This window comes from Actinoplanes italicus, assembly GCF_003001815.1.
Lineage (GTDB): Bacteria > Actinomycetota > Actinomycetes > Mycobacteriales > Micromonosporaceae > Actinoplanes > Actinoplanes italicus.
The window spans coordinates 176,277-200,206 of the sequence record NZ_PVMZ01000013.1 but is presented as its reverse complement, the minus strand read 5'-3'; the positions used below and the strand labels follow the sequence as shown (position 1 = coordinate 200,206).

At 72.0% G+C, this 23,930-nt stretch carries 25 protein-coding genes; 13 read left to right on the top strand and 12 right to left on the bottom strand.

The window, feature by feature from the left end; genetic code table 11:
* Positions 1-96: 96 nt before the first annotated feature.
* On the top strand, positions 97-1,032 hold the full coding sequence (locus CLV67_RS29285; protein ID WP_106324048.1) for an oxidoreductase: 936 nt from the start codon (positions 97-99) through the stop codon (positions 1,030-1,032).
* Here CLV67_RS29285 and CLV67_RS29280 read toward each other — a convergent pair.
* On the bottom strand, positions 989-1,600 hold the full coding sequence (locus CLV67_RS29280; RefSeq protein WP_106324046.1) for a TetR/AcrR family transcriptional regulator: 612 nt from the start codon (positions 1,598-1,600) through the stop codon (positions 989-991). The genes CLV67_RS29285 and CLV67_RS29280 overlap by 44 nt on opposite strands.
* A gap of 123 nt (positions 1,601-1,723) precedes the next feature.
* Between CLV67_RS29280 and CLV67_RS29275 the strand changes: the two genes are divergently transcribed.
* Positions 1,724-2,695 carry a 2-dehydropantoate 2-reductase gene (locus CLV67_RS29275; RefSeq protein ID WP_106324044.1) on the top strand — a complete coding sequence of 324 codons (972 nt, stop codon included), beginning with the start codon at positions 1,724-1,726 and terminating at the stop codon, positions 2,693-2,695.
* Position 2,696: 1 nt separating this feature from the next.
* On the opposite strand, the gene CLV67_RS29270 is transcribed toward CLV67_RS29275, so the two are convergent.
* A complete protein-coding gene (locus tag CLV67_RS29270; RefSeq protein WP_106324042.1) occupies positions 2,697-3,926 on the bottom strand; it encodes a hypothetical protein in 1,230 nt (409 codons plus the stop codon).
* 176 nt (positions 3,927-4,102) lie between these two features.
* Here CLV67_RS29270 and CLV67_RS29265 point away from each other — a divergent pair, with 176 nt between their 5' ends.
* Entirely contained in the window at positions 4,103-5,299 is a 1,197-nt protein-coding gene (locus tag CLV67_RS29265) for an RNA-guided endonuclease InsQ/TnpB family protein (protein ID WP_203737354.1), read from the top strand.
* Positions 5,300-5,312: 13 nt separating this feature from the next.
* Here the strand turns inward: CLV67_RS29265 and CLV67_RS29260 are convergent, their stop codons facing one another.
* The gene (locus CLV67_RS29260) at positions 5,313-5,819 is read right to left on the bottom strand and encodes a SigE family RNA polymerase sigma factor (protein ID WP_106324038.1); all 507 of its coding nucleotides are present in this window, start codon (positions 5,817-5,819) and stop codon (positions 5,313-5,315) included.
* A gap of 91 nt (positions 5,820-5,910) precedes the next feature.
* Here CLV67_RS29260 and manD point away from each other — a divergent pair, with 91 nt between their 5' ends.
* Complete coding sequence (gene manD / locus CLV67_RS29255; RefSeq protein ID WP_106324036.1) at positions 5,911-7,119, top strand: D-mannonate dehydratase ManD; 1,209 nt, start codon at positions 5,911-5,913, stop codon at positions 7,117-7,119.
* Positions 7,120-7,122: 3 nt separating this feature from the next.
* Here the strand turns inward: manD and CLV67_RS29250 are convergent, their stop codons facing one another.
* Both CLV67_RS29250 and CLV67_RS29240 read right to left on the bottom strand, forming a co-directional pair.
* Positions 7,123-7,887, bottom strand: coding sequence for a hypothetical protein (locus tag CLV67_RS29250; protein ID WP_170154049.1), 765 nt, complete (start codon positions 7,885-7,887; stop codon positions 7,123-7,125).
* A gap of 4 nt (positions 7,888-7,891) precedes the next feature.
* The gene (locus tag CLV67_RS29240; protein ID WP_106324031.1) at positions 7,892-8,470 is read right to left on the bottom strand and encodes an RNA polymerase sigma factor; all 579 of its coding nucleotides are present in this window, start codon (positions 8,468-8,470) and stop codon (positions 7,892-7,894) included.
* Positions 8,471-8,621: 151 nt separating this feature from the next.
* Here CLV67_RS29240 and CLV67_RS29235 point away from each other — a divergent pair, with 151 nt between their 5' ends.
* Both CLV67_RS29235 and CLV67_RS29230 read left to right on the top strand, forming a co-directional pair.
* The gene (locus CLV67_RS29235) at positions 8,622-8,930 is read left to right on the top strand and encodes an STAS domain-containing protein (RefSeq protein ID WP_106324029.1); all 309 of its coding nucleotides are present in this window, start codon (positions 8,622-8,624) and stop codon (positions 8,928-8,930) included.
* Positions 8,931-9,211: 281 nt separating this feature from the next.
* Positions 9,212-9,646: an SAM-dependent methyltransferase gene (locus CLV67_RS29230; protein ID WP_106324027.1), complete on the top strand. Its 435-nt coding sequence runs from the start codon at positions 9,212-9,214 to the stop codon at positions 9,644-9,646.
* 2 nt (positions 9,647-9,648) lie between these two features.
* Here CLV67_RS29230 and CLV67_RS29225 read toward each other — a convergent pair whose 3' ends face one another.
* Both CLV67_RS29225 and CLV67_RS29220 read right to left on the bottom strand, forming a co-directional pair.
* Entirely contained in the window at positions 9,649-10,470 is an 822-nt protein-coding gene (locus tag CLV67_RS29225; RefSeq protein ID WP_170154048.1) for an MBL fold metallo-hydrolase, read from the bottom strand.
* Between the two features lie 226 nt (positions 10,471-10,696).
* On the bottom strand, positions 10,697-11,743 hold the full coding sequence (locus CLV67_RS29220) for a hypothetical protein (protein ID WP_170154047.1): 1,047 nt from the start codon (positions 11,741-11,743) through the stop codon (positions 10,697-10,699).
* Between the two features lie 94 nt (positions 11,744-11,837).
* Between CLV67_RS29220 and CLV67_RS52115 the strand changes: the two genes are divergently transcribed.
* Positions 11,838-12,317: a DUF3592 domain-containing protein gene (locus tag CLV67_RS52115; RefSeq protein WP_170154046.1), complete on the top strand. Its 480-nt coding sequence runs from the start codon at positions 11,838-11,840 to the stop codon at positions 12,315-12,317.
* A gap of 61 nt (positions 12,318-12,378) precedes the next feature.
* Here the strand turns inward: CLV67_RS52115 and CLV67_RS29210 are convergent, their stop codons facing one another.
* Positions 12,379-13,266: a GNAT family N-acetyltransferase gene (locus tag CLV67_RS29210; protein WP_106324021.1), complete on the bottom strand. Its 888-nt coding sequence runs from the start codon at positions 13,264-13,266 to the stop codon at positions 12,379-12,381.
* Between the two features lie 278 nt (positions 13,267-13,544).
* Here CLV67_RS29210 and CLV67_RS29205 point away from each other — a divergent pair, with 278 nt between their 5' ends.
* On the top strand, positions 13,545-14,783 hold the full coding sequence (locus CLV67_RS29205; protein ID WP_203737350.1) for an MFS transporter: 1,239 nt from the start codon (positions 13,545-13,547) through the stop codon (positions 14,781-14,783).
* Entirely contained in the window at positions 14,752-15,189 is a 438-nt protein-coding gene (locus CLV67_RS29200; protein ID WP_106324019.1) for a GNAT family N-acetyltransferase, read from the top strand. Before CLV67_RS29205 ends, CLV67_RS29200 begins: the two co-directional genes overlap by 32 nt.
* A 7-nt stretch (positions 15,190-15,196) precedes the next feature.
* On the opposite strand, the gene CLV67_RS29195 is transcribed toward CLV67_RS29200, so the two are convergent.
* Both CLV67_RS29195 and CLV67_RS29190 read right to left on the bottom strand, forming a co-directional pair.
* Positions 15,197-15,940: an NAD-dependent epimerase/dehydratase family protein gene (locus CLV67_RS29195; RefSeq protein ID WP_211304164.1), complete on the bottom strand. Its 744-nt coding sequence runs from the start codon at positions 15,938-15,940 to the stop codon at positions 15,197-15,199.
* Positions 15,882-17,021, bottom strand: coding sequence for an EamA family transporter (locus CLV67_RS29190; protein ID WP_249037972.1), 1,140 nt, complete (start codon positions 17,019-17,021; stop codon positions 15,882-15,884). The genes CLV67_RS29195 and CLV67_RS29190 overlap by 59 nt, the downstream gene beginning before the upstream one ends.
* Before the next feature lie 83 nt (positions 17,022-17,104).
* On the opposite strand from CLV67_RS29190, the gene CLV67_RS29185 reads away from it, so the two are divergent.
* Complete coding sequence (locus CLV67_RS29185; RefSeq protein ID WP_106324017.1) at positions 17,105-18,085, top strand: LysR family transcriptional regulator; 981 nt, start codon at positions 17,105-17,107, stop codon at positions 18,083-18,085.
* Here the strand turns inward: CLV67_RS29185 and CLV67_RS29180 are convergent.
* On the bottom strand, positions 17,975-21,367 hold the full coding sequence (locus tag CLV67_RS29180) for a BTAD domain-containing putative transcriptional regulator (protein ID WP_170154045.1): 3,393 nt from the start codon (positions 21,365-21,367) through the stop codon (positions 17,975-17,977). The two genes, CLV67_RS29185 and CLV67_RS29180, sit on opposite strands and share 111 nt — an antisense overlap.
* A gap of 94 nt (positions 21,368-21,461) precedes the next feature.
* Here CLV67_RS29180 and CLV67_RS29175 point away from each other — a divergent pair, with 94 nt between their 5' ends.
* The 3 genes from CLV67_RS29175 to CLV67_RS52770 are packed head-to-tail and all read left to right on the top strand — an operon-like array spanning position 21,462 to position 22,403.
* Positions 21,462-21,911, top strand: a complete 450-nt coding sequence (locus CLV67_RS29175) for a carboxymuconolactone decarboxylase family protein (protein WP_203737347.1) — start codon at positions 21,462-21,464, stop codon at positions 21,909-21,911.
* 5 nt (positions 21,912-21,916) lie between these two features.
* Positions 21,917-22,207: a hypothetical protein gene (locus tag CLV67_RS29170; RefSeq protein WP_106324011.1), complete on the top strand. Its 291-nt coding sequence runs from the start codon at positions 21,917-21,919 to the stop codon at positions 22,205-22,207.
* A 10-nt stretch (positions 22,208-22,217) separates the two neighbouring features.
* The gene (locus CLV67_RS52770) at positions 22,218-22,403 is read left to right on the top strand and encodes a hypothetical protein (protein ID WP_203737345.1); all 186 of its coding nucleotides are present in this window, start codon (positions 22,218-22,220) and stop codon (positions 22,401-22,403) included.
* A gap of 293 nt (positions 22,404-22,696) precedes the next feature.
* On the opposite strand, the gene CLV67_RS29160 is transcribed toward CLV67_RS52770, so the two are convergent.
* Positions 22,697-23,869 carry a spore photoproduct lyase family protein gene (locus tag CLV67_RS29160; RefSeq protein WP_203737343.1) on the bottom strand — a complete coding sequence of 391 codons (1,173 nt, stop codon included), beginning with the start codon at positions 23,867-23,869 and terminating at the stop codon, positions 22,697-22,699.
* Positions 23,870-23,930 lie beyond the last annotated feature (61 nt).

Here is a 23,930-nt window from a genome sequence, read left to right as displayed (position 1 = left end):
GGTAGGTCCCGCCGACCTAGGCAGGCGGGAACGACCGAGACGGCCCGCATCGCTCCTAGCGTCCTTGCGACAGCACCCCGACGCCAGGAGCAGCAGATGAGCAATTGGACCGCCGACCGGATCCCCGCGCAGCACGGCCGGGTCGCCGTGGTGACCGGCGCCAACTCGGGCCTCGGCCTCGTCACCGCCACCGAGCTGGCCCGCCGCGGCGCACACGTCGTGCTGGCGGTGCGCAACATCGCCGCGGGTGAGGAGGCCACCGCACGGATCGGCGGCGACGTGGAGGTGCGTGAGCTGGATCTGGCCTCGCTCGACTCGGTACGCGCGTTCGCCGCGAACCTGATCGCCGATCATCCAGTGATCGACCTGCTGGTCAACAACGCCGGTGTGGTGCTGCTCGGGCCGCGCCGCACGTCGGCCGACGGTTTCGAGCTGCAGTTCGCCACCAACATGCTGGGCCACTTCGCGCTGACCGGCCTCCTGCTCGGCAACCTGGCGGCGGCCCGCGAGGCGCGGGTGGTGAGTCTCAGCTCGATCACCCACCGGGGCGCGCATCTGGACTTCGACGACCTGATGTTCAAACACCGGTACCGGGCGACCACCGCGTACGGGCGGTCGAAGCTGGCCACCACGGTGTTCGGCGTCGAACTGGATCGCCGGCTGCGCGCGGCCGGGTCGCCGGTCCGCAGCGTGCTGGCCCACCCCGGTATCACGCGCACCAATCTGACGCCGCGGGCCTGGGAACACCGGGGACGGCTCGGCAGGATCGTCGCCCGTGCCGGTCTCGTCTTCACCCAGCCCGTCGAGCAGGGCGCGCTGCCGCAGCTGCGGGCCGCCACCGAGCCGGGGCTGACGGGTGGCACGTTCTTCGGTCCGGCCGGCCTCGGCGAGACGCGGGGCCGGGTCACCGAGGCGCGGCTGAGCCGGGAGGCCGCCGATCCGGCCGTGGGCAGCCGGCTCTGGGCGGCGGCCGAGGAGCTGACCGGCGTCAGCTACCTCGCACGTCGAGGACCCGCAGCAGCGCCTCGGTGAGATGCCCGGCCGTCCGGTCCGCGGTCCAGCCGAGGGTGCGGGTGAGGTCGACGACGGCACGCTCGTCGAAGACGGTGATCCACATCAGGACGGCGAACCGGACATCCTGCGACGGCACCAGGCCGGCGGCGATGGCGGCCTCCACCCGGCGGGCCAGCCGCTCGTAGAGGCCGCCGACGAACGGGTCCTCGGCTCCTCGGCGGGCCAGGACGCCGCGCGGGGAGCGCACGTGCACGGCGGCCGCGCCCCAGCGGGACGCCTGGGCCACCCATTCGCGGCAGACCGCCCGGATGTCGCCGATCGGGTCGGCGGCCGGCAGCCGATCGAACGCGTCGAGCAGTTCGGCGGTCAGCTCGGCCCAGAACGCGTCGACGGCGCTGTCAGTGTCGGCGAAGTTCCGGTAGGCCGTGGCGGTCGACAGCCCCGCCAGCCCGGCGGCGTCGGCCAGCGAGAACGCGGTGCCGCGCTCGGCCAGCAGCTCCCCCACGGCGGCCAGCAGCGCCGCCCGCCGCAGCCGCGCGTCACCGCGCCGTGGCTGCCGTTCCGCTCGCGCGCCCGCCGCCGACATGCGCCGATCTTAGGAGTGGGCGGGATCACCGAGGTCTGCCGGGTCGTGTAACAGGGCCGAAAAGGATCGCCCGCAGACTGGGAAGTGAGAAAACATTCTCAGTTACCTCGGGGAGGCAGTGCCATGGCCACAAGGACGCGTGTCGCGGTGATCGGCGCCGGGGCGGTCGGCACGGTGGTCGCGGCGGCCGCGGTGGACGCCGGGCACGACGTGGTGGTGTGCGCACGGCGGCCGCTGGACCGGCTGATCGTCGAGCGGGCCGACAGCGTCCGCGAGATCGACGTGCCGGTGCTGACCGACCCGGGCGAGGCAGGTGAGGTCGACTGGGTGCTGCTGGCCACCAAGGCACAGGACGCGGCCGGAGCGGCGGCCTGGTTCGGACCGCTGACCGGCCCGAACACCACCGTCGTCGTGCTGCAGAACGGCGTCGACCACGCCGAGCGGATCGGGCCGCTGGTCCCCCGCGGGACGCGGGTGCTGCCGGCCCTGGTCTACGTGGCGGCCGAGTCGCTCGGCTCCGGGCACGTGCTGCACCGGATGGGCGCGCGGATCACCGTGCCGGGCGGACCGGGCACGGCCGACGCCGGCACGCGGTCGGCGTTCGACGAGCCGGCGCCGGTGGCGGTGCGAGCGAGCTCGCGGGCCACCGACCCGGCCGACCGGTTCGCCGCCCTGCTGACCGGGTCGTGGCTGCACGTCGAGCGGGTCGCCGACTTCCCCACGGCGGCGTGGCGCAAGCTGCTCACCAACGTCGGCGCGAACCCGGTCACCTCACTCACCATGAAACGGATGTCGGTGATCCAGCACGAGCCGGCCGTCCGTGAGCTGACCCGGGCGCTGCTGGACGAGGCGATCGCGGTCGGGCGGGCGGCCGGAGCACGGCTCTCCGACGCCGACCGCGAGCACACCCTGAACATCTATGACGGGTTCGCCGAGGACGACGGCACGTCGATGCTCTACGACCGGATCGCCGGGCGCGCCACCGAGCACGAGCTGATCACCGGCGCCGTGGTCCGGCTCGGCGAGCAGCACGGTGTGCCCGTGCCGCTCAACCGGGCCATCCTCGCGCTGATGCACGGGGTCAACCACAAGTAGGTCACTGCATCCGCAACGCGAGCCTGCCGTCGAACGGCGCGGTGACGAGGCTGGTGACCCCGCCGCCGCGGAGGCGCCAGGCGATAACGCCCTCGTGGTCGGTCCGCGCCAGGACGGTCTCGCTGTCGTACCAGCTGAGCGCCGCACAGCAGCTCTTGCTACGCCGCGGGCCGGCGGAGTCCTCCATGACGAGGACCTCGCTCAACGCGCCGGTGCGGGTGTCGACGACGGTCAGCATCTGGGCGCCGCCCTGGAACGACCTGCCCATGGCGTCGGCCCAGGAGCCCCAGCCGGCGACGGCGATGCGCCCGTTGCCGTCGGAGATCGCCTGGCCGTAGAACTCGTCGACGGCCCAGCCGGGGGGCATGCCGCTCTGGTCGACCGGCAGCTCGCGGACCGGCTTGGCCGAGCCCATCTCCCACACCCGCAGCACGCTCCGTCCGTCGATCTCGACGATCTCGGCGAGTTCCCCGCCGAGGACGGAGCTTCCGGCGCTGTTCCAGGCCGAGACGGCCGCCGGTTCCCGGCTGATCTCGCCGGTCGCCAGGTCGACCCGGGTGACGCCCGGCCCGTCGGCGCCGACCAGCACGGTGTCGGGACCCCACCACATGACCTGCTCGTTGAGGCCGGGCACCGGGTACCGGCTGGCCTTGGCAGTGGGCAGGTCGACGACGACGAGTGCCTGCGGCTGGGCGACCGCGACGCGGCGCCGGTCCGGTGAGAGGGAGGCGACGCGCAGCGGGTCCGCCTCGTTACCTCCGGCGTCATGGGTACGGACGAGGTCGCCCACATCGACGCGGATCCACTCGCCCCTGGTGTCGAGCACGTGCAGCGGCCGCATGGCGCGGTCAGACTCGCCGGCCTGCTCCTGGAACACCGCGACCGCCTGCTCCACGGGATGCCCGGTCAGCGGGCGGGCGTCGGCCGGAACCCTGACGATCGCCGGGAACGGATCCATCCCGCGCCAGGACACGACCGGTGGGATCGTCGAGATACGCGTGACCGGCGGTTGCGGGGACTCGGTGGACAGCGCCGGTGGCGGCGGCTGGGAGCGTCCGATGTTCAGCGGGATCACCACCGCGGCCACCGCGACGACGACCACGGCCGACGCCACCACCTGACGCGTACGGCGTACCCGCCGGGATCTCGCCCAGGCGGACGCGGCGAACGAGGGAGCCGGCACGTCGGCTGCGGTCTCCTCGAGCAGTTCGGTGAGCCGGTCGGTCGTCATCAAATTCCTCCGTGGATACCCCCGCCTTGAGGCGGGGGAGGAAACGGAACTCCTGCGGAGCAGGTCAGGGATAGCTCATTCGCCGTCAAGGCGGATGAGCGTCTACCCGCGCGGACTTGCCCGTTAGATCGGTTCCGAACAGGTGTGTCAATATGTGAGGGATATCTACGCGTACGGTGAAGCGGGCTTTCAAGTTCCGTTTCATTCCGACTCCGGAGCAGGCTGACCTGCTGATCCGGACGTTCGGCTGTGTGCGCAAGGTTTACAACCTGGCGTTGGAGGCGCGCACCGCTGCCTGGTGTCAGCGGCAGGAGCGGGTCAGCTACAACGCCACCAGCGCGATGCTGACCGCCTGGAAGAGGACCGAGCACCTCGCGTTCCTGAACGAGGTGTCCTCGGTTCCGCTGCAGCAGTGCCTGCGGCATCTGCAGAAGGCGTTCACCGGCTTCTGGGAGAAACGGTCGCGATATCCGCGGTTCAAGGCCAGACACCGGTCGCGGGCGTCGGCGGAGTTCACCGCGTCCGCGTTCACGTTCGAGAACGGTCAGCTGACCCTGGCCAAGATGACCGCCCCGCTGGACATCGTCTGGTCGAGGCCGTTGCCCGAGGGCCGGTCGCCGTCCACGGTGACGGTGTCGCGCGACAGTGCGGGCCGCTGGTTCGTGTCCCTGCTCTGCCAGGACACCCCTGCCCCGATGCCCGCCACCACGCAGGCGGTCGGTATCGATGCCGGGCTCGACCACCTGATCACGCTGTCCACCGGGGAGAAGATCGCCAATCCCCGCCACGAACGCGCCGACCGTAAGCGACTGGCCCGCGCGCAACGAGAACTCGCCCGCAAGGACAAGGGCTCGGCGAACCGGGCCAAGGCCCGGCTCAAGGTCGCCCGCGTCCATGCCCGGATCACCGACCGGCGCCGTGACCACCTGCACAAGCTGACGACTCGACTCGTGCGTGAGAACCAAACGATCGTGATCGAGGACTTGGCCGTGCGCAATATGGTCCGCAATCACACCCTGGCCCGCGCCATCTCCGACGCGGCTTGGACCACCTTCCGTGAACAGCTTGAATACAAGGCCGGCTGGTACGGCCGGGACCTGGTCGTGATCGACCGCTGGTACCCGTCGTCGAAGGTCTGCTCGGCCTGTGGAGCCGTCGCTGACAGGATGCCGTTGAACGTCCGAACGTGGACCTGCCCCTGCGGGGCGACCCACGACCGCGACGTCAACGCCGCGAACAACATTTTGGCCGCCGGGCTGGCGGTGTCTGCCTGTGGAGCCGGCGTAAGAACTCAACGGGGGAACCTCCGTCCGGGGCAGCGGGTTGGGAAGCAGGAAACCCGGCGGGCGACCGCCGGAATCCCCGTCCCTTAGGGCGGGGAGGATGTCAACAGAGGTCCTTCCCCACCAGATCGCTGAGTTCCGGCGCCAGCTCGCGCAGTTTGCGCAGGGCGGCGCTGGCCTGGCTCTTCACCGTGCCGACCGTCACGCCGAGGATCTCGGCGGTGCGGGCCTCGGTGAGATCGTCGAAATAGCGCAGCACCAGCACGGCCCGCTGCCGTGGTGGCAGCCGGCGCAGGGCCGCCTCGAAGACGACCCGGTTCGGCACGTCGTCGCTTCCGGTCAGCCGTTCGGGCGGGGCGGCGCTCAGGTCCTCCCGCCGGAAGCGGCGCCACCAGGAGACGGCGTCGCGGTACATGACGGTGCGCAGGAACGCCTCCGGGTCACCCTCGCGCACCCGGTCCCACCGCAGGGCGAGCTTCACGAGCGCGCCCTGCAGCAGGTCCTCGGCGAGATGGTGGTTCCCGCAGACCAGGTACGCCGAGCGCAGCAGCCGGTGCTGGCGGCTCTCGACGAAGGCGGCGAAGTCGGTGTCCACGTGATTCGAACGCATGGGGACCTCTGAATGGTTGGGCGCTTCGCGGAACCGGCGTTGACAATGTTGCGGAGTCGATTCCAGACTGACGCGCCAAGGAGGATCCTGAGTGAAGATCGTCGATGCACGCGTGATCGTGACCTGTCCCGACCGCAACTTCGTCACCCTCAAGATCATTACTTCATCAGGGGTGTACGGGGTGGGCGACGCCACCCTCAACGGCCGCGAACTGTCCGTCGCCGCCTACCTCAGCGAACACGTCGTGCCCGCGCTGATCGGGCGCGACGCCTCGCGGATCGAGGACACCTGGCAGTACCTCTACCGCGGGGCGTACTGGCGGCGCGGGCCGGTCACGATGAGCGCCGTCGCCGCGGTCGACACCGCCCTGTGGGACATCAAGGGCAAGGTCGCCGGGCTGCCGGTCTACCAGCTGCTCGGCGGCCGCTCCCGGGAGGGCGTGACCGTCTACGGCCACGCCAACGCCGCATCCACCGACGAGGTGCTGTCCGAGATCGCCGACTACGTCGAGCTGGGCTACAAGGCCGTGCGGGTGCAGACCGGCGTCCCGGGACTGGAGAGCACGTACGGGGTCGGCAAGGACCGGATGTTCTACGAGCCGGCCGACGCCGCGCTGCCGACCGAGAACGCCTGGTCGACGGCCCACTACCTCGAGCACGTGCCGACCGTGTTCGCGCGCGTCCGTGAGGAGTTCGGGCCGACGCTGCGGCTGCTGCACGACGTGCACCACCGGCTGACACCGATCGAGGCGGCCCGGCTCGGCAAGAGCCTCGAGCCGTACCACCTGACCTGGATGGAGGACCCGGTTCCCGCCGAGCTGCAGGAGGGGTTCCGGCTCATCCGGCAGCACACCACCACACCGATCGCCGTCGGCGAGGTGTTCAACACGATCTGGGACTGCCGGCAGCTGATCACCGAGCAGCTCATCGACTACGTCCGGGCCACCGTCGTGCACGCCGGGGGCATCACGCACCTACGCCGGATCTTCGACCTCGCGGCGCTGCACCACGTCCGCAGCGGCTCGCACGGCGCCACCGACCTGTCCCCGGTCTGCATGGCCGCCGCGCTGCACCTCGACCTGGCCATCCCCAACTTCGGGCTGCAGGAGTACATGCGGCACACCCCGGCCACCGACGCCGTCTTCCCGCACGGGTATCACTTCGCCGACGGTTACCTGCATCCATCCGAGGAGCCGGGACTCGGCGTCGACATCGACGAGGAAGAGGCCGCGCGGTATCCGTACCGCCCGGCCTCTCTTCCGGTGAACCGCCTCCAGGACGGGACCATGCACGACTGGTGACGCCTACTTCTTCCCGGCGTGGGAGGGGGTGGGCAGGCTGCTCGGTTTGCCCGGTGGCTTGTGACTGCGAGCGGGCTTGCCCGATGCGGCGCCCGGGCCGTCGAGCCCGGCGCAATAGGCGGCCACCTCCGCCTCCGACCCGGCGGCCTCCACCAGGTCCCGGTACCAGGGAGCGTCGTCGCGGCCGGGCGCGGCCGCCCAGGCGCGGCACCAGCCGGCGGCGCCGGGTACGGCCGCCGACCCGGAAGGTTGCGCGGGTGTGGGCGCGGACGGGGGCGCGGCCGCGGACGGGGGCCGGCCGGGCCTCCGGGACGGTTCGGCTCGCGACGGCCGGGGATCGGGAGCGTCCGGGACCGTCTGCGGCGCCGGGACACCCAGCCGGGAGAAGAGGTCGTGTGCGCGCTGCTGCGCGCCGTCCGGAAGGTGGCCGCCACGGGCCGCCACGGCGGCCCCGGTGCCCGTCAGCAGCAGCACACCGGCTGTGACGTTGACGATGAGGGTCCGCACCGCCCGTGACCGCCGGAACCGGGTCGCCGGCCCCGGTGCCGCGGCGTCCAGGCCGGCGGCGGCGAACGCGGCGACCGCGGCCGGCCGGCCGGCCAGTTCCTCCGCGTGCGCCGGAGCCTTCGCGGCCGCCAGGAGCTCGGCCAGGCCTCGATCCTCAGGGCCGGGTTCCGCCCCGGCCGCCCACCGGCCGGCCGCGTCGAGGTCGTCCGGACCGGTCCGCCGCATACGCATCGCATGACGGAGAGCGTCGAGCAGCCTCATCGCGTTACACCTCCTCAGCCACGTAGGTGGCCTTCACGACGTTTCGGGCCCGGACATCGGGGTGGATCGCGAGGCGGCGTAGCCCGCGCATGGCGGCGATGCGCACCGCACCCGAACGTTTGCCGAGGATCTCGGCGGTGGTGGCGACGTCGAGTCCGATGACGACGCGGAGCATGACGGCTTCGGCCTGGTCCCTCGGCAGGGTGGCGATGACCCGCAGCGCCCAGTCGGTGCTGAAACGCTCCTCGGTCTGCGACGCGGCGTCCGGGGCGTGCCACCGGGCCTCGACGTTGCCGACGACGTCCTCGCGCCGCCGCCCGGCACGCCGCAGCTGGTCGATGCCACGGTGCCGGGCGATCCGGAACAACCAGCCGCGGAAGTCGCCGACACCGCCGGAGAAGCGCCGCAGATCCTTCGCGACCTGCAGCCACGTCTCGGAGGCGACGTCCTCGGCGAGGTCGCCCACCACGACCCGCAGGTACCGCAGCACGGCCGGGTTCAGGGCCGACCAGAGGACGGCGAACGCGGCCTCGTCGCCGTCCCGGGCGGCGTCCAGCGCACCGCCCAGATCGTCATCGGTCATGAGAGATGCACTTCCCCCGCTCGGCAGGGGAGCACACGCTACACGGCCCACCGATTCGCTCGAACGAGGTCCGGCGTAACGCCACGGACGCCCGTGACGCTCTTCCTCCGGGACACCGACGATCCCCTGACCACTCCGCCGAGAGGATGTCGTGCACATCGAATGCCGTCACGAAGGCGCCACCACGTGGCTGGCCCCGACCGGAGAGCTCGACATGGTCTCGGGGCCGCTGCTGCTGGAGCACGTCGAGCGCGAACTCACCCCCGGCCACGTCCGTCACCTGGTGGTGGACATGGCCGCGGTGACGTTCTGCGACTCGGCGGGCATCGAAGCCCTGCTGTCCGCCCGGAACGCCGCCACCGATCGCGCCGCGACCCTGCGTACCGTCAACGTGGTCGGACTCGCCCGCCGCACTCTGGAGATCACCGGGATGCTCGACTTCCTGGGCGGGAGCGACTGAGGCGCGGGCAGAGCCGGCCGCTCCTGACCGTCGCGCCGGTGATGGCCCTCCGCGTTTCCCGGACGAGTGGACGGCCTTGCGCACCGGCCCACGTGCCCGCCTCGCCGACACCAGCCGCTCCCCCGAGGCGGCGTCACCGTGAGTACCTGTTCTGGCTGATGGAGAATCCCGGACCGCCGCACCCGAAGATGCGCCAGTGGAAGAGCCGGCTGCCCTTTCGGGCCTCGACGACGGCCTCCGGCGGGCCGTGGCGCGGCCACGGGTCCGTTATGGTTCGCCGCGTGCCGGCTTCCGTGTCACCCCGCATTCTCGCCGTCGTCGACGCCCTTCCGCTGCGGCCGGACTCGCGGGTCCTGGAGATCGGGTGCGGTCCAGGAGCCGCCGCGCGGACCGTGGCGGCCCGTCTCGGCACCGGTCACATCCTGGCCGTCGACCGGTCCGCCGCGGCCGTCGACCAGGCCCGCGCCGGCGCGGCGGAGGCCATCGCGGCCGGGCGGATGAGCGTGCGCCGGACCGCCGCGCAGGACTTCGTCCTGGAGCCCGGCGAGCAGCCGTACGACCTGGTGTTCGCCATCCGGGTAGGAGGCCTCGACGGCCGCCACCCGGAGATCGGGAGGCGGATACTCGAGCGGCTCGCCCACGCCACCACGCCGGACGCACGCCTGTTCATCGACGGCGGGAACCCGTTACGGGAACTGAGCATCCCACGGTCCTGAGATCACGCCGGGAGGCGCTCGGCCAACTCCTTCAGGGCCCGGGCGGCGCCCGCGGTCAGGGGTTCGCCGTGACCGGGCAGGATGGCCCGGATGTCCATGGCGGCCAGCTTGCGGACCGTGGCCTTCGCCAGCTTCTCGTTGGCGGTGAACCGGGGGTCGGAGCCGTCGAGGCCGCCGATCGTACGCAGCGCGTCGCCGGCCACGAGGACACCGGTGGCCGGCTCGAACACCGAGATGTGGCCGAACGTGTGGCCGGGAGTGCCGATGATGCGCATCCCGAAGACCTCGTCGCCGTCGTTCAGCGGCTTCAGCGCCCGTGGCGACTCGATCGCGCCGACGTCCCCCGCCCCGGCGTAGATCGTGGCTCCGACCTGCGGGGCGATCTCGGGCAGTCCGCCGACGTGGTCGTCGTGCATGTGGGTGAGCACGATGTGCCGGACCGACTTCCATCCGGCGCCCGCCGCCTTGAGGGCCTCCTCGATCGCCGTCTCCGAGCCCGCGGTGCCCAGGTCGACGATCGCCGCCTCGTTCCCGCGGACCAGGATGTACGCGGCCACACCCATCTCGACGCGCCGCCAGTCACCTGCCACCGCGCCGACGGCCGCCGGAACGGGCGGCTCCGGCGACGCGGGCGGGGGTGTCGACGCGGGCGGGGGTGGCGCCGATGACGGTGACGCCGGTGATGGCGGTGACGCCGGTGATGGCGGTGACGCCGGTGCCGGAGACGGCGATGACGGCGTGCAGGCGTTGAGGACGGTCATGCCGAGCGCGCCGGCCCCGGCCGTGAACAGCAGATGTCGTCGCGACAGCCACAGCTCCCCCATGACCGTCGATTAAAGCAGCCACGCCCTGCAGAACAGAGGCGAGCGTTGACGCGCGGGCAGGCGCGGCAGGCGCGGGCAGGCACGGCAGGCACGGCGAGCGCGGGCAGGCACGGCGAGCGCGGGCAGGCACGCCGGGCGCGGGCAGGCACGCCGGGCGCGGGCAGGCACGCCGGGCGCGGGCAGGCACGCCGGGCGCGGGCAGATCCGTACCAGCAGGGGCGGGCGGTCAGGCGCGGCGGGCCTTTCGGATTCGATTCAGCAGGGGCCGGCTGCGGACGGTACGGGACAGCCCGGCGAGAGTCCTGGCGGACAGTTCATCCGTTCTGCCCGCCAGGACCTCGACCGCGGCGGCCGCCGTCTGCGGCGCGAACGGGCTCCGTGGCCACGCCGGGTCGGCGGTGGACGCCGCGACGGCGACCCGGCACAGCAGCGCGGCCGCCTCCTCGCGGGGGTCCAGCGACAACATCCAGACCAGGCCGCGCAGCAGTTCGTCGGTGCCGAACCAGACGTAGCCGCGGTGCTCGGTGAAGCACTCCAGGACCGCCTCGATCGGCCACCCGTCCGGGAATCGCGTGGCCTCACGCAGCCACGCCCTCGACGGCACGGGCCGGGTCAGTGAAGCCGCGTGCCGCAGCGTCGCGGTGGCGACCGGACCGTCGAGGCCGGCACCGAGTTTCTGCCGCGCGACCTCGCCGAACCCGCACGACCAGGGCAGCAGATCGAGTGGCAGGCAGCCCGCGGCCCGGCCGATCGCGGTGCCGTACAGCACCGCGAGCTGCCGGCGGATGTGCCGAGGGGTACTCCAGCAGTCGATGAACTCGTCGAGGACAGCGCGCAGAGCCGGGCCGAAACCCTGCAGCTCGGCGGGGTTCAGGGACACGGCGATGTGGCCGGCCAGGTGGTAGCCGCCGCCGTCGTAGTGGTCGTAGCCGTCGGAGGTGCGCAGAGCCCACGCCAGCTCGGAGCGGGTCCACCGGACGTCGTCACCGAACAGAGCGGGCATGACACGGGCCGGCCCTTCGTCGGGGGCACCGCCATTCCCGATCGCCCGGAGGTGTACCCGCAGCGCCGCCTGCCGGCGGACCTCCGCCGGCCAACCCGCCGCTCCCGCCGGCCGCGCCCAGCTGCCGGACGCCTCGTCCACGGCACGCAACGCCGACTCCAGCAGCCCGTCGGGGCCCGGCCCGGGTGAGCCGGCGCGTGTCCGGTCGTCGGGATCCACGAACCCGGCCGCTTCCTCGCCCATCTCCGGAAGCAGCTGCGTCCACGTCATGCGGGAGATCCTGCCGCGGGGGTACGACACTTTCCGGGTCGCCGGGCGCTCCCACCGGGACAACGGACGGCGACGGTGGTACTACAGTCACGCCATGACCGAGGATCCGGCCTGGTTGCCGTACGTCCTGATGGCTTTTCTGGTCGGTGTTCCGGCCATGGCCGGGGTCCTCATCATCGTCGTGGCGGCGCGGCGGTGGTTCCGGTTGCGGCGGCTCGCCACCGAAGGACGGCAGGCGACCGCGCGGGTGGTCGACAACCAGCAACGGTCCGGCTCCGGCCATCGGATCGTCTTCCGGCCGGTGGTCGTGTTCCGGACCGATTCGGATCAGGAGGTCACCACCGTTCTCCCCGACCTGACCCGGTTCGAGTCCCACGTGATCGGCACCGAGATCACCGTGTACTACGACGAGCGGACGCCGGCCGAGGCAGTGTCGGTCGGCCGGGGCAACGGCGGGCTGATCGTCGCCGTCGTCCTCGGCCTGATTTTCCTGGGCTTCGCGGTGCTCGCCTACCGCCTCATGGGCGGGTTCGGCGAGTTCGGCGAGTTCGGCGGGTTGGGCGGGTTCGGCTGAGCCGGGATGTCACGGCTGCCGTACGGGCAGCCGCCACCGGCCGGTGGCGGCTGCCCCGGCGTCACCAGGTCATGTCGAACTGCCGCTCGAAGACGTGGAATCCGGCGCGGCCGAAGGCGGCCGCCATCGGCACGTTGCCGACGTCGGTGGCCGCCCTGATCCGGGGCACGTCCTGGGCCACGAGAACCCGGACGCCCTCGGCGAGCAGGTCGTCGATGTGGCCCCGGCCGCGGTGGGCGGGGACCACGCCGATGTAGGCGATGATCGGGTTGTAGCCGTTGTGTCCCGGGATGACGAACCCGACCGGCTCGCCGCCGGGCAGCGTCGCGACCCGCCACCACTCCGGCGGGCTCGGGTACCTGGCCAGCTCCTCGCGGTACTGCTCGGCGGCCGCCTCCCGTGCCGTCATCCGGGTCAGCTCCTGACGGCTGTAGGCGTCGAGGGTGCCCTCGAGCACGAGCGTCATGAGGTCGATCAGCTCGCCCGCGTCCCGGGGTGGCCGGAAGGTCAGCCGCCCGGACGGCTCGGCGACGGGTGTCCCCGGTTCCCAGTGCAGGCGCAGGCGCTCGACGAACGGCTTGGCGCCGCAGCGTTCGAGCACGGTCAGCCAGGTGTCGGCGTCGGAACGCCGCCAGTCGGGCGGAAGGAACCGGGTGTACTCCGGCGCGGGTGTGGGCAGCGCCGTCTCGACGAGGCGGACCGCGTCCTCGAGGTGGCCTGCGGCGACGTCGAGGATGTCCATGACCAGCGGATGTTCGTCACCGGGGCGGGACCACCAGGCGGCCCGGGCGACGATCCGGTCACCGCGCAGGGCGAGCCACAGCCACTCGGGGCGGCGGCGTCCGGCGGCGAGGTCACCGGCGATCTGTGTGTTGAGGGTGTACGGGAAGGAGTTGAAGAGGTCCAGCTCGCCGGGGATGACGGCGGGTCGGATGGTCAACGGTGTCAAGGCGTTCTCCGTGAGAGAGGCGCCCACTCCGCTCCGGGCAACGGTCAGTCGTGTACCCGGCAGGAGGTGAGCGCGGTGTGCGTGCGGTACATCGCTCAGCCCTCCTTCCTTTGGTCGGTGGATCGATCGCCGAGATTCCACCAGAGCGCCCGCCGATCCGCCACCGAATTATTCGCGCCGACGCTCTTGTCAACGATAAATTGACTTCTGAAGCGTTGCTCTGCCGAAACGTCCGCTCATAGCCTGAGTCGTGCTGGCTCAACTTTAGGAGGACGCCGGTGGATGGGTTCACGCGGGTGATGAGGAACCGGAACGCGAAGGCGTACCTCGGCTCCGTCGTCGTCTCCGGTTTCGGCACCAGCGCGATGATGCTGGCCGCCGGGATCTGGGTGATGACGCTGACCGGATCAAGCAGTCTCGCGGCATGGGTGGGCTTCCTGATGTGGGCGCCGACCCTGGCCGGCCCGGTCATCGGCGCGCTGGTGGACCGGGTGCCGCAACGCCGCCGGGTGATGATCGGCTCCCACCTGGTGATGGGTCTGCTGTTGCTGCTCCTGCTGCTGGTCCGAGACGTCACCGACGTCTGGCTGATCTTCGTGGTGATGGCCTTCTACGGCGTCAGCTTCGTGGTTCTCGACGCGGCCGAGACCGCGGTCCTGCCCGCCGCCGTCTCCGCCGATCTGCTCGGCGACGTCAACGGCCTGCGGATGTCAGCCTCCGAGGGGATGAAACTGGCGGCGCCGCTGATCGGCGCGGGACTGTTCGTCTGGATCGGTGGCGCGGGAGTGGCGGTCCTCGACGCGGTGACGTTCTTCGCGGCCGCGGCGCTGTTCCTGCTCGTGCGGCCCGGCCCGGTCACCGCCGAGACCGAGGACACGGCGTGGCGGCAGCGGGTCGCCGAAGGGGGGCGCCAGCTCTGGCGGCTTCCGGTGCTGCGCCGGATCGTCTTCTCCGGGACGGCGGTCATGCTGCTCACCGGCTTCACGGGGACCGTCGTGTACGCGGTGGCCGATGAAGGGCTCCACCGCGCGCCGGTGTTCGTCGGTGTGCTGTCGGCCATACAGGGCGCCGGGTCACTGGCGGCCGGATTCCTCGCCGGCCCGCTGCAGCGACGGGTGCGGGCGCACCTGTTCGTCGGGGCGAGCATCGCGTTGTTCTCCGCCGGCGTGGTGCTGCGGGCGCTGCCGTCGCTGCCCGCGGTCGCCGTCTCGTCCGTGATCATCGGAGTGGCCGTGCCATGGGTCCTCATCGCGATCGCGACCAGGCTGCAACAGGACGTCCCGGCGCGGTACCTCGGGCGCGTGTCCGGAACTGTTCAGCTGCTCACCTTCGCGCCGGGTGCGGTGGGTCAGGCGCTCGGCGCGACGATGCTGGCGGTGGTCGACTACCGTCTCATGCTCGGCGCCGCGGCGGCCGGTGCCGTGATCACGGCCGCATTCTGTCTGCGGCCGGCCGGGGAGCCGCCGGGTCTCGAGGAGCGCGCAGATGTCCGTACAGCTGAGAAAGATCGTCTCTGATGACGCGAAGCGGCTCGCCGTCCTGCTCGGGCAACTCGGCTATCCCACCGACGAGGCCACCGTGCGCGAACGTCTCCGCGGCTGGGCCGACGACCCGGCGAGCCACCTGCTCGGCGCCGAGGCGGACGGTGTCCTGATCGGCGTGGCCGCGCTGCACACCATGCCGGCGCTGGAGACGGACGGCCGGCTCGGGCGATTGCTGGCACTGGTCGTCGACGAGCACCACCGTGGTCAAGGCGTCGGAGAATCGCTGGTCAGCGCCGTGGAGGAGCTGGCGCGGGCGACCGGCTGCCTCCGGATGGAGATCACCTCAAGCCGCCATCGGGTCCGGACACACGAGTTCTACCAGCGCCTCGGATACGAGGACCGGTGCCCGGTGAGCGCGAGATTCCTCAAGACCTTTTGACGGTACGTCAGCCGAGCGCCCGATCCGGCCGGGCGCCGCCGACGAACCGCTGGGCCTCGTCGTCCGGGTCCGCCTCCCCCACCTCGCCGGCCCACTTCTCCGCGTCGTCCAGCGGCCGGTAGCCGATCGCCCGGCCGCCGGCCTCCGACCACCACCGGCGGGTGTTGGCCGAGACGCCCCACACGAGCCGCCAGCCGGTCGCTGTCAGAGACGCCTCGACCAGCCGGGCCATGTCGTCAGGGGACAACCAGACGGCAAGGTCACGCGGGCTCGACGGCCGTTCGGCGCACTTGCCGATGCGCAGGCAGACGACGTGCAGGCCGTACCGGTCGTGGTGCAGGCGCCCGAGCGACTCGATCGCCGCCTTGCTCCAGCCGTAGTAGGTGTCCGGCCGGGCGGGCACGTCGTCCGCCAGCCCGTCCGGTCCGGCCTGGTCGCGGGTCTGAAGTCCGGCCGCGTGGTTGCTCGACGCGAGGATCACCCGCGGCACGCCCGCCCGGTGCGCCGCCGCGAGCACCCGCTCGGTGCCCCGCACGTTGGCCGCGAGCAGGTCCTCGAACGGCTTCTCGCCCGGGATGCCGCCGAGGTGCAGGATCGCGTCGGCACCGCGTGCGGCCCGCTCGACCGCCGCCCCGTCGGTGACGTCGAGCCGTTCGACGCCGTCGCCGGGCGTCAGGTCGGTGAGCCGCAGCTCATGATCGTCCAGCCGCTTCCGGAGCATCCCGCCGATCCGCCCGGAGGCTCCGGTCATCAGAATCACCGCCATACCCCGCTGTTTCCCTCACCGGCCCGGCCGACACGCGGACTCCGGCGCGTTCGGCGCCTTCCTTCACGGGCCCGAGCGACACACGGACCCCGGCGCGTTCGGCGCCTTCCTTCACCGGCCCGAGCGACACACGGACCCCGGCGCGTTCGGCGCCTTCCTTCACCGGCCCGAGCGACACGCGGGCTCCGGCGCGTTCGGCGCCTTCCTTCACGGGCCCGAGCGACACGCGGGCTCCGGCGCGTTCGGCGCCGATGCCCGCGGTGACCACCAAGGCGACACCGGCGACGGCCGCCCAGCCCGGCACCTGGTGGAGCAGGACGAGCCCGACGACGACGGCGAGGGCCGGTTCGAGGCTCATCAGCGTGCCGAACGCGGCCGTGGTCAGCTTGCGCAGGGCGAGGAGTTCCAGGACGAACGGCACCACCGGCAGCAGCATCGCCAGCAGTAGTCCCTCGACCAGAATCCGCGGCGTGAGCTGCCCGAACACCGACGGCCACGCGACTAGGGTGGCCACCGCGCCGGCCACCGGCATCGAGATCGCGAGACCGGCGACGCCCGAGACCTCGTCGCCGACATGCTGGGTGAGCAGGATGTACGCGGCCCAGCAGACCGCCGCCCCGAGAGCGAAGACGACGCCCAGCGGATCGACCGACCCCTGCCACGGCGAGGTCAGCAACAGCACCCCGGCCCCGGCGAGCAACGGCCAGAGCAGGCGCCGCCCGCGGAACACGGCCACACCGAGCGGGCCGAGGAACTCCAGGGCGCTGGCCGTGCCGAGCGGCAGCCGGGTGACGGCCAGCATGAACAGCAGCGTCAGCGCGGCGGTCACCACCCCGAGCGCGACCGATGAGGTGATGCCGGCCCGGCTGACACGGAACAGGCGGGCCCGGTCGAAGAGCAGGACCAGAACCAGGAGCAGCAGGCCGGCCCAGGCGAGCCGGAGCCAGGCCGTGCCGAGGGCGCCGATCTGGATGGCCAGACCGACCGAGGCGGCGAGGCCGAGCTGCACGAAGCTCATCGAGGCGACGGCGAAACCGGTGCCGGTGCGGGTGTTGGAGAGGGTCACGCCCCCAGTAGACGGCGACCGGAACGTTCGCGTCCACGTGAGGTTGATGGACATATCGTTCGCGACTGCTTAACAATGACGGCGTGGACGTACGCCGCCTGGAGACGCTCCTGGTGCTGTCTCGACTGGGATCGATGCGTGCCGTCGCCGATGAGACGCACACCACCACGTCGACCGTGTCGCAGCAGATCGCCGCCCTGAGCAGGGAGGCCGGCACCCCGTTGATCGAACCCGAGGGCCGGCGCGTCCGCCTCACGCCGGCCGGGCGGCGGCTCGCCGAGCACGCCGTGACGATCCTGGCCGCGATCGAGGCCGCCCGGCTGGACCTGGATCCGGCCGCGGAACCCGCCGGAACACTGCGTGTCGCCGGTTTCGGCACGGCGATCCGGCGCTCTCTCATGCCGGTCACGGCCCTTCTGGCGAAAAACCATCCGGCGGTACGGGTACGCATTCACGAACACGAACCGGACGAGGCGCTCGAACTGCTCGCCGCCGACAAGATCGACCTGGCGCTCACCTACGACTTCAACCTCGCGCCGGAGAAGCCGGACCGCTCGCTGGAGGCCCGGCCGCTGTGGTCCGTCCCGTGGGCGCTGGGTGTGCCCGCTGACGACTCGGACGCTGACGCGCCTTCCCCGCAGGTGTTCCAGCGTTACCGGGACGCGGAGTGGATCGTGAACTCCCGCGGCAACGCGGATGAGCTCGTCGTACGTACCATCGCCTCAATGTCCGGTTTTGATCCTCTGGTGACCCACCGGGCCGACAGCTTGACGCTGCTGCAGCACCTGGTTGTCGCCGGTCTCGGCGTCGGGCTGCTCCCGGTCGATCGCGAACTCATCGACGGTGTGCGGCTGCTGCCTCTGCGGGATCCCACGCCGGTCCTGCGCACCTACGCCGTGGTGCGGGCGGGCAGCACCCGGTGGCCACCGCTGGCGTTGCTGCTGAATCTCCTCTCAAGCGTTCCAGGGCAGCAGCTCGGCGGCGCCGGCCTCGAGGATCGCGGGGTCGGCTCCGGTGACGAAGGCGCGGTCGAAGGGCCACCCGCGGACCCCGGCCTCCCGTGAGAGCAGGAACCGCAGGAAGTGCGGCAGATCGCTGCCGGCCAGGTAGCTGTAGTCGTCGCCCTCCGTCGTGTCGATGAAGTAGACGGCACCCGAACCGGCGTCGAGCACGTAGTAGTTGCCGCACCCGTCACCGGCGACCGGGATCCGCCCCTGCTCCGCCCAGCCCGGGAAGAACGCGAGCGTCTCCGCGACGGTGTCCGTCCCGAAGACCCCGCCCGGCCCGGCCGCCGAGCCGTTGCAGAACCGCAGCCACGCGACGTACGGATCCGGAAGCCGGACCGGACAGCAAGCCGCGATCGTGGCGATCTCGGCCTCGCCGGCACCCCGCAGCGGCGGATCGCCCGGTGGTCGCTCCGCTCGCGCGAGCAGCTCCAGCAGCTGGGCGTCGGCGGCTTCGGGAACGCCGAGCGCGGTGTACAGCAGCCGCGCGGACTCGGCCTGCCACGCGGCTTGCTCCCACTCCGCCCGGTGAAGGTGAACTCCGGCCAGCCCGTGTCGGGCCCGAGCCTCCTCCGGCCGGTTGCCCGCGGACACCGCCAGGTTGAGCGCCGTCTCATGCTCGGCGGCGGCCCTGCCGACGAGCCCGTTCTCGCTTTCCCTACCCCTTTGCTGCTCGTGCCCCTGCTCGCCCTCCTGCTCGCGGCCCTTTCCCTTTTCCTGCTCGTGCCCCTGCTCGCTCTCCTGCTCGCGCCCCTTTCCCCTTCCCTGCTCGTGCCCCTTCTCGTGCCACGCCCGGAGCGTCATCTCGTGCTCGGCGGCCGGCCCGGCCTGCGTGCTTGAGGCGAGCAACGCCTCGCCGAGCCCGTTGTGCGCCGCCGCGAGGTCGCTGCGGTTGCCCATGGCCCGATACACCTCCGCCGCCCGCCGGTGGCGGTCCCCCGCTTCAAACGGCCGGCCCTGGTGCCGCAACAGCAGCCCGACCTGGTTGAGGACCCGTGCCTCTCCGAGCGGGTTGCCGTCCTTGCGGTGCAGGGCGAGTGCCAGGTCGAGGTGTCGGCGGGCCTCGTCGTGCCGCCCGGCCCGATCCAGGATCATGCCGAGATCTCCGAGCACGAAACCCTCCCGCGCCCGGTCACCGGCGACCCGGGCCAGGTCGAGTGCCTCCTTCAGGCAGGTCTCGGCGCGTCCGGTGTCCCGGAGCTGCCAGGCCACGTCACCGAGCGTGTGCATGGCGAGGGAACGTGGGAACTCGTCGTCGGTCACGTCGAGCGCCTGCTCCGCGAACGAGGCGGCCTGCTCGTAGTCGCCGCGCCGCCAGTGCGTCCAGGCCAGGTCGGCCAGAGCCCGGCCGGCCACGTCCGGATCGCCGTTGGCACGGCTGCGCTGGAGGGCGACGGTGTGCAGGGTGACGGCGTCGTCGTGGTGGGCCTGCCGGTCGAGGTACGGCCGTAGGGCGTGCGCCAGATGCCCGACGCAGACCCGTGGACCGTGCACCACGGTGGCGATGATGTTGCCGCGTTCGGCGTCGAGCCAGTCGATCGCCTCGTCCGGCCCGGCGACCGGAACGATGGGGGTGAGCTCCGGTGGCAGACCCGGCCGGTCGCCGATGTTGTCCGGATAGAGCTGCCGCACGGCCGACCGCGACCGATGCAGGTAGTGCACGAGGAGCCGCATGACCGCAGCGCCCCCACCGGTCTCGCCGCCCCCACCGGTCTCGCGGCCCCCACCGCCCAGGCCGGCCTGACCGTCCAGGGTTCGGGTGTGCTCGCGCAGCAGGTCGTGCATCGTGTATCGGCCAGGCTCGCGCTGGATCAGCATGTGCGCGTCGAGCAGGCTCTCCAGCAGGTCCTCGGCGTCCTGGACGGGCACGTCGGCGAGCGCCGCCGCGGCGTGCGGCTCGATGTCGCGGCCCGGCGCCGGCCCGAGGAGCCGGAACATGCGCTGCTCGGCCGGCTCCAGCTGCTCGTAGGAGACGGTGAACGCGGCGGCCACACTGCGTTCGGGTGTCGCGAGGTCGGCCAGTCGCAGGCGCCCGGCCAGGTAGGACACGCTCCAGCGGGGGCGGTGCTGCAGGCGGGCCGCGGCCAGGCGCAGGGCCAGTGGAAGGCGTCCGCACAGCTCCAGCACGTCACGGACCGCGTCGGGCTCGGCGGCGGCCCGCTCCCCCACGATGCCGCCGAACAGCGCGGCCGCGTCGCCGGCGGGCAGCACGTCCATCGACAGCGCCCGTGCGCCGTCGAGGTCGACGAGCCGACGCCGGCTGGTGATCAGCAGCAGGCTCTCGGTGGCGCCGGGCAGCAGCGGCCGCACCTGAGCCCCGTCTGCGGCGTTGTCGAGCACCACGACCGCCCGGCGCGCGGCCAGCTCGGCACGCCACAGCGCGGAGCGGTCAGCGAGAGTAGGCGGAATGTCGTTGATCTCCGCCTGTCGCAGCAGCGTCTCGAGGGCCGCTGCCGGATCCTGCCCGGTCAGGTCGACGAAGAACCGCCCGTCCGGGAAACGCCCGGCGAGCCGGTGGGCGGCGTGAACCGCGAGGGTCGTCTTGCCGACCCCGGCCATCCCGTCGATCGTGATGACGTTGCTGCCGCCGTCGGCCACCAGGCGTGACAGCTCCTCGGCACGGCCCGCGAAGTCGGGGACGTCGTAGGGCAGGAAGCTGCGGCCACGCCCCGGCGGCGCACCGGACAGCACCGACCGCTCCACCTCGATGAAGGCCGGCCCAGGATCCAGACCCTGCTCGTCGGCGAGCACCGACCGGTAGGAGCGGGCCGCGGCCAGCGCGTCGGCCTGCCGCCCCGACCGGTGCAGGGCCAGCACCAGCTGCCCGGCGAGCCGCTCCCGCAGCGGATGCGCCGCCACGTGCGCGGCCAGCTCGTCGAGGACCTTGGCGTGCTCCCCCGCCGCCAGCGCCTGCTCCATCAGCTGCTCGACCGCGGCAAGGCGGCGATCGTCGAGCAGCGCGCGGGCACCGGTCGCGTAGTGGGCGTGCACGTCGGCCAGCGCCTCACCGCGCCACAGGTCGAGCGCCTCACGGAGCCGGCCGGCCGCGACGAGGTCGTCGAACTCGTGCACGTCGGTGCGGGCGTCGGCCAGGTAGCCGCCCGGCCGGGTCTGCAACACGTCGCGCACCCCGGCCCGGCGCAGCGCCGTGATCGCCGCGTGGATCTGTGACCGGGCCGTGTCGGGCTGCTCGTAACCCCACATGGCGTCGATCAGCCGCTCCATCGGGATCACCCGGCCGGCGTGCAGCAGCAGATAGGCCAGCACGGCCCGGTGCCGCGGGGCGATGCCGTCGCAATCCATGACCTGGACAGGGCCCAGGAGCAGGAACCGGGAAACCACGATGCACCTCCCATCGCCGATGCATCGCGAATCTATCAACGGGGTCCGACATCTTTCGTGGCACAGGAACACGAACGAACCCGAGGAGTACGACATGGCACGCATGAAGAACCCGGCGATGCTGGTCCCGGCCGCGATGCAGCCGATCCAGGAGCTGGCCAAGGCCGCCCGCTCGCAGGACGTCGACCAGGAGCTGATGGACCTGGTGCACCTGCGGGTCAGCCAGATCAACAGCTGCAGCCCCTGCGTCGACGGCGGCGTGAAGAGCCTGCGCAAGGCCGGCGTCAGCGACGAGCGGATCGGCCTGGTGCCGGCGTGGCGGGAGACGCCGTACTACACCGACGAGGAGCGGGCCGCGCTCGCTCTGGCCGAGTCGGTGACCCGGCTCGCCGACCGCACCGACGCCGTCCCCGACGACGTGTGGGACGCGGCCGCCGACCACTTCACCGAGGAGCAGCTGGCCTCGATCCTGCTGTGGGTCGCGGTGACGAACCTGTTCAACCGGCTCAACGCCCCCATCCGCCAGACCGCCGGGGCGTGGTGAGCCCGATGACCGTGGTTCGCGCGCACACGTACGGCATCGATCCCGTCGATCTTGAAGAGTTCCTGGCCAGGCGCGCCTCGCTGATCGGCACGGTCCGTGAGACCCACCCCGGCCTCACGAGGACCGTTCTGGTCCGGCTCGACGACGACACGTACACCGACACCTGGCACTGGGCGAGCGCCGCCGAGCTGCAGGCGGCCCTCGCCGCCATCGCCACCTTCCCGGAGGCCCCGCTCACCATGGCCCTGACCAGGGACGGGACGGCCCGCAACGGCCTTGTCGTCGACCAGCGCTGAGGAGCCCACGATGGCAGCCTTCTCCCGCTGGATGCAGCGCGCCGTGAACGCCCGCAAGGTCCGCGACGGCAGGGGCACCATCATGGGCATGGAGGTGCTGGTCCTGAACACCGTCGGCCGGCGCACCGGCCGCCACCCACACCCGCCACCACCCCTGCCGTCACGGCACCCGCCGCACCCGCCATCACACCGCTGAGGTCGCCGCCGTCGTCGCTGTGCCCCGGCCGTATCAGCCGTAACCCACGGCTGGCCTCTTCCGGCGGCCCCTCGATTCCTCCGGCTCTGGGATATGGCTGCTTCCCGCGCCAGAGTGCAGCCATATCCCAGAGCCGGAGTCCCAGAAGCGCCCATGTTGATCATCGAGCAATGGGATGTGCACCTAACGCCGCGATCTAGTGACCTTTCGCCGCCCCCACCACCCAAAACTCACAAGATCGACGGAAACGCGCGGCGATGGGCGCGAAGCGGCAGGAGAGGGCGGGCGGGCGGTCACGTCCAGTAGAGGATGCGGCAGGCAGGCAGCCGGCGGCTGATCTCGGTCTCGAACCAGCCGCGCAGGTCGGCCATCACCGGCGCCGGGTAGACGTACTTCACCGCACCGAACTTGCCGTGCTTGCGTGACCTGACCTCCTCGTCCATCTCCAGCCGGGTACGCGGATACCAGCCCAGCAGCACGTCCCTGCTGCCGGGCGTGAACCGGTGGGTGATCAGTTCAGCGGTCAGGTCGAGGCCGGGCACCCCGTCGACGGCCGCCGCCACGTCGTCCAGCAGCGCGCCGTAGGAAGCGCGCCAGTCGTCGATCGGCATGATCGGAGCGATCGTGAGTCCGACCGGGTAGCCGTCGAGCGCGAGACGACGCAACGCGGCCAGCCGGTCCGCCAGGCGGCTCGTTCCCCCTTCGAACCGGGTCGTCACCGGCAGGCAGTTGACGCTGAACCGCACCCGGGTACGGCCGCGGTGCGCAAGGCCGACAAAGGTGTCCACGTCGTCGAACTTGGTCGTCCAGCGCAGCTGCACCGGCGCGTCCCAGGCGCCGAAGTGCTCCACCGCCCGCCGCCAGCCACCGGTCAGGTGTTCCAGCGCGAGCGGGTCGGTGTAGCAGGAGGCCTCGAACGTGGTGCCCTCGTCGCGCCTGGCCGGGCGGCGGCTGGTGACGGTGCCCTGTCCGGCGTACGCGGCGAGCCCGTCGAGGATGTCGTCCAGGTCGGCGTAGACACGGGTGACCGGCGGCCCGGACAGCGATCCTGCCAGGTAGCAGTACTGGCAGTGCGCCGGGCAGCCCTCCGCGAGGTCGAACCGCCAGTCCGCGCTCGGTGCGATCGGCTGCAGACGCCGGCGCGACGGCGGGCTCACCACGATCGCCATCGTGCTCTTGGCGCGGGCGTACGTCTCGCGGTCGTTCTCCCCGCGGACGCCGGTCAGCCGTGCGGAGCGCAGCCGCTCCACCTCGATGCCCTGGTCCTCGACGAGCGCCATGATCCGGCGGCCGTGCGGATGGTCGTACGCCGGCGGGGTCGCCACCACCCGTCGCGGCGTCCAGCGGCGACCGGGCCGGGCGGGCGGCGCCACCCCGCTCAGGCCGGACGTGGCCACGAGCTCACCACTGGCGCTGTGCGGAGCGGCAGGGGCATCCTGGGCGAGCGGCCGGTCGAGGTCGGTCATACCCGCTGGTTACCCCCGAACGTGAAGATCAACATCGGGTTTCGTCAATCAGGAAGGACGA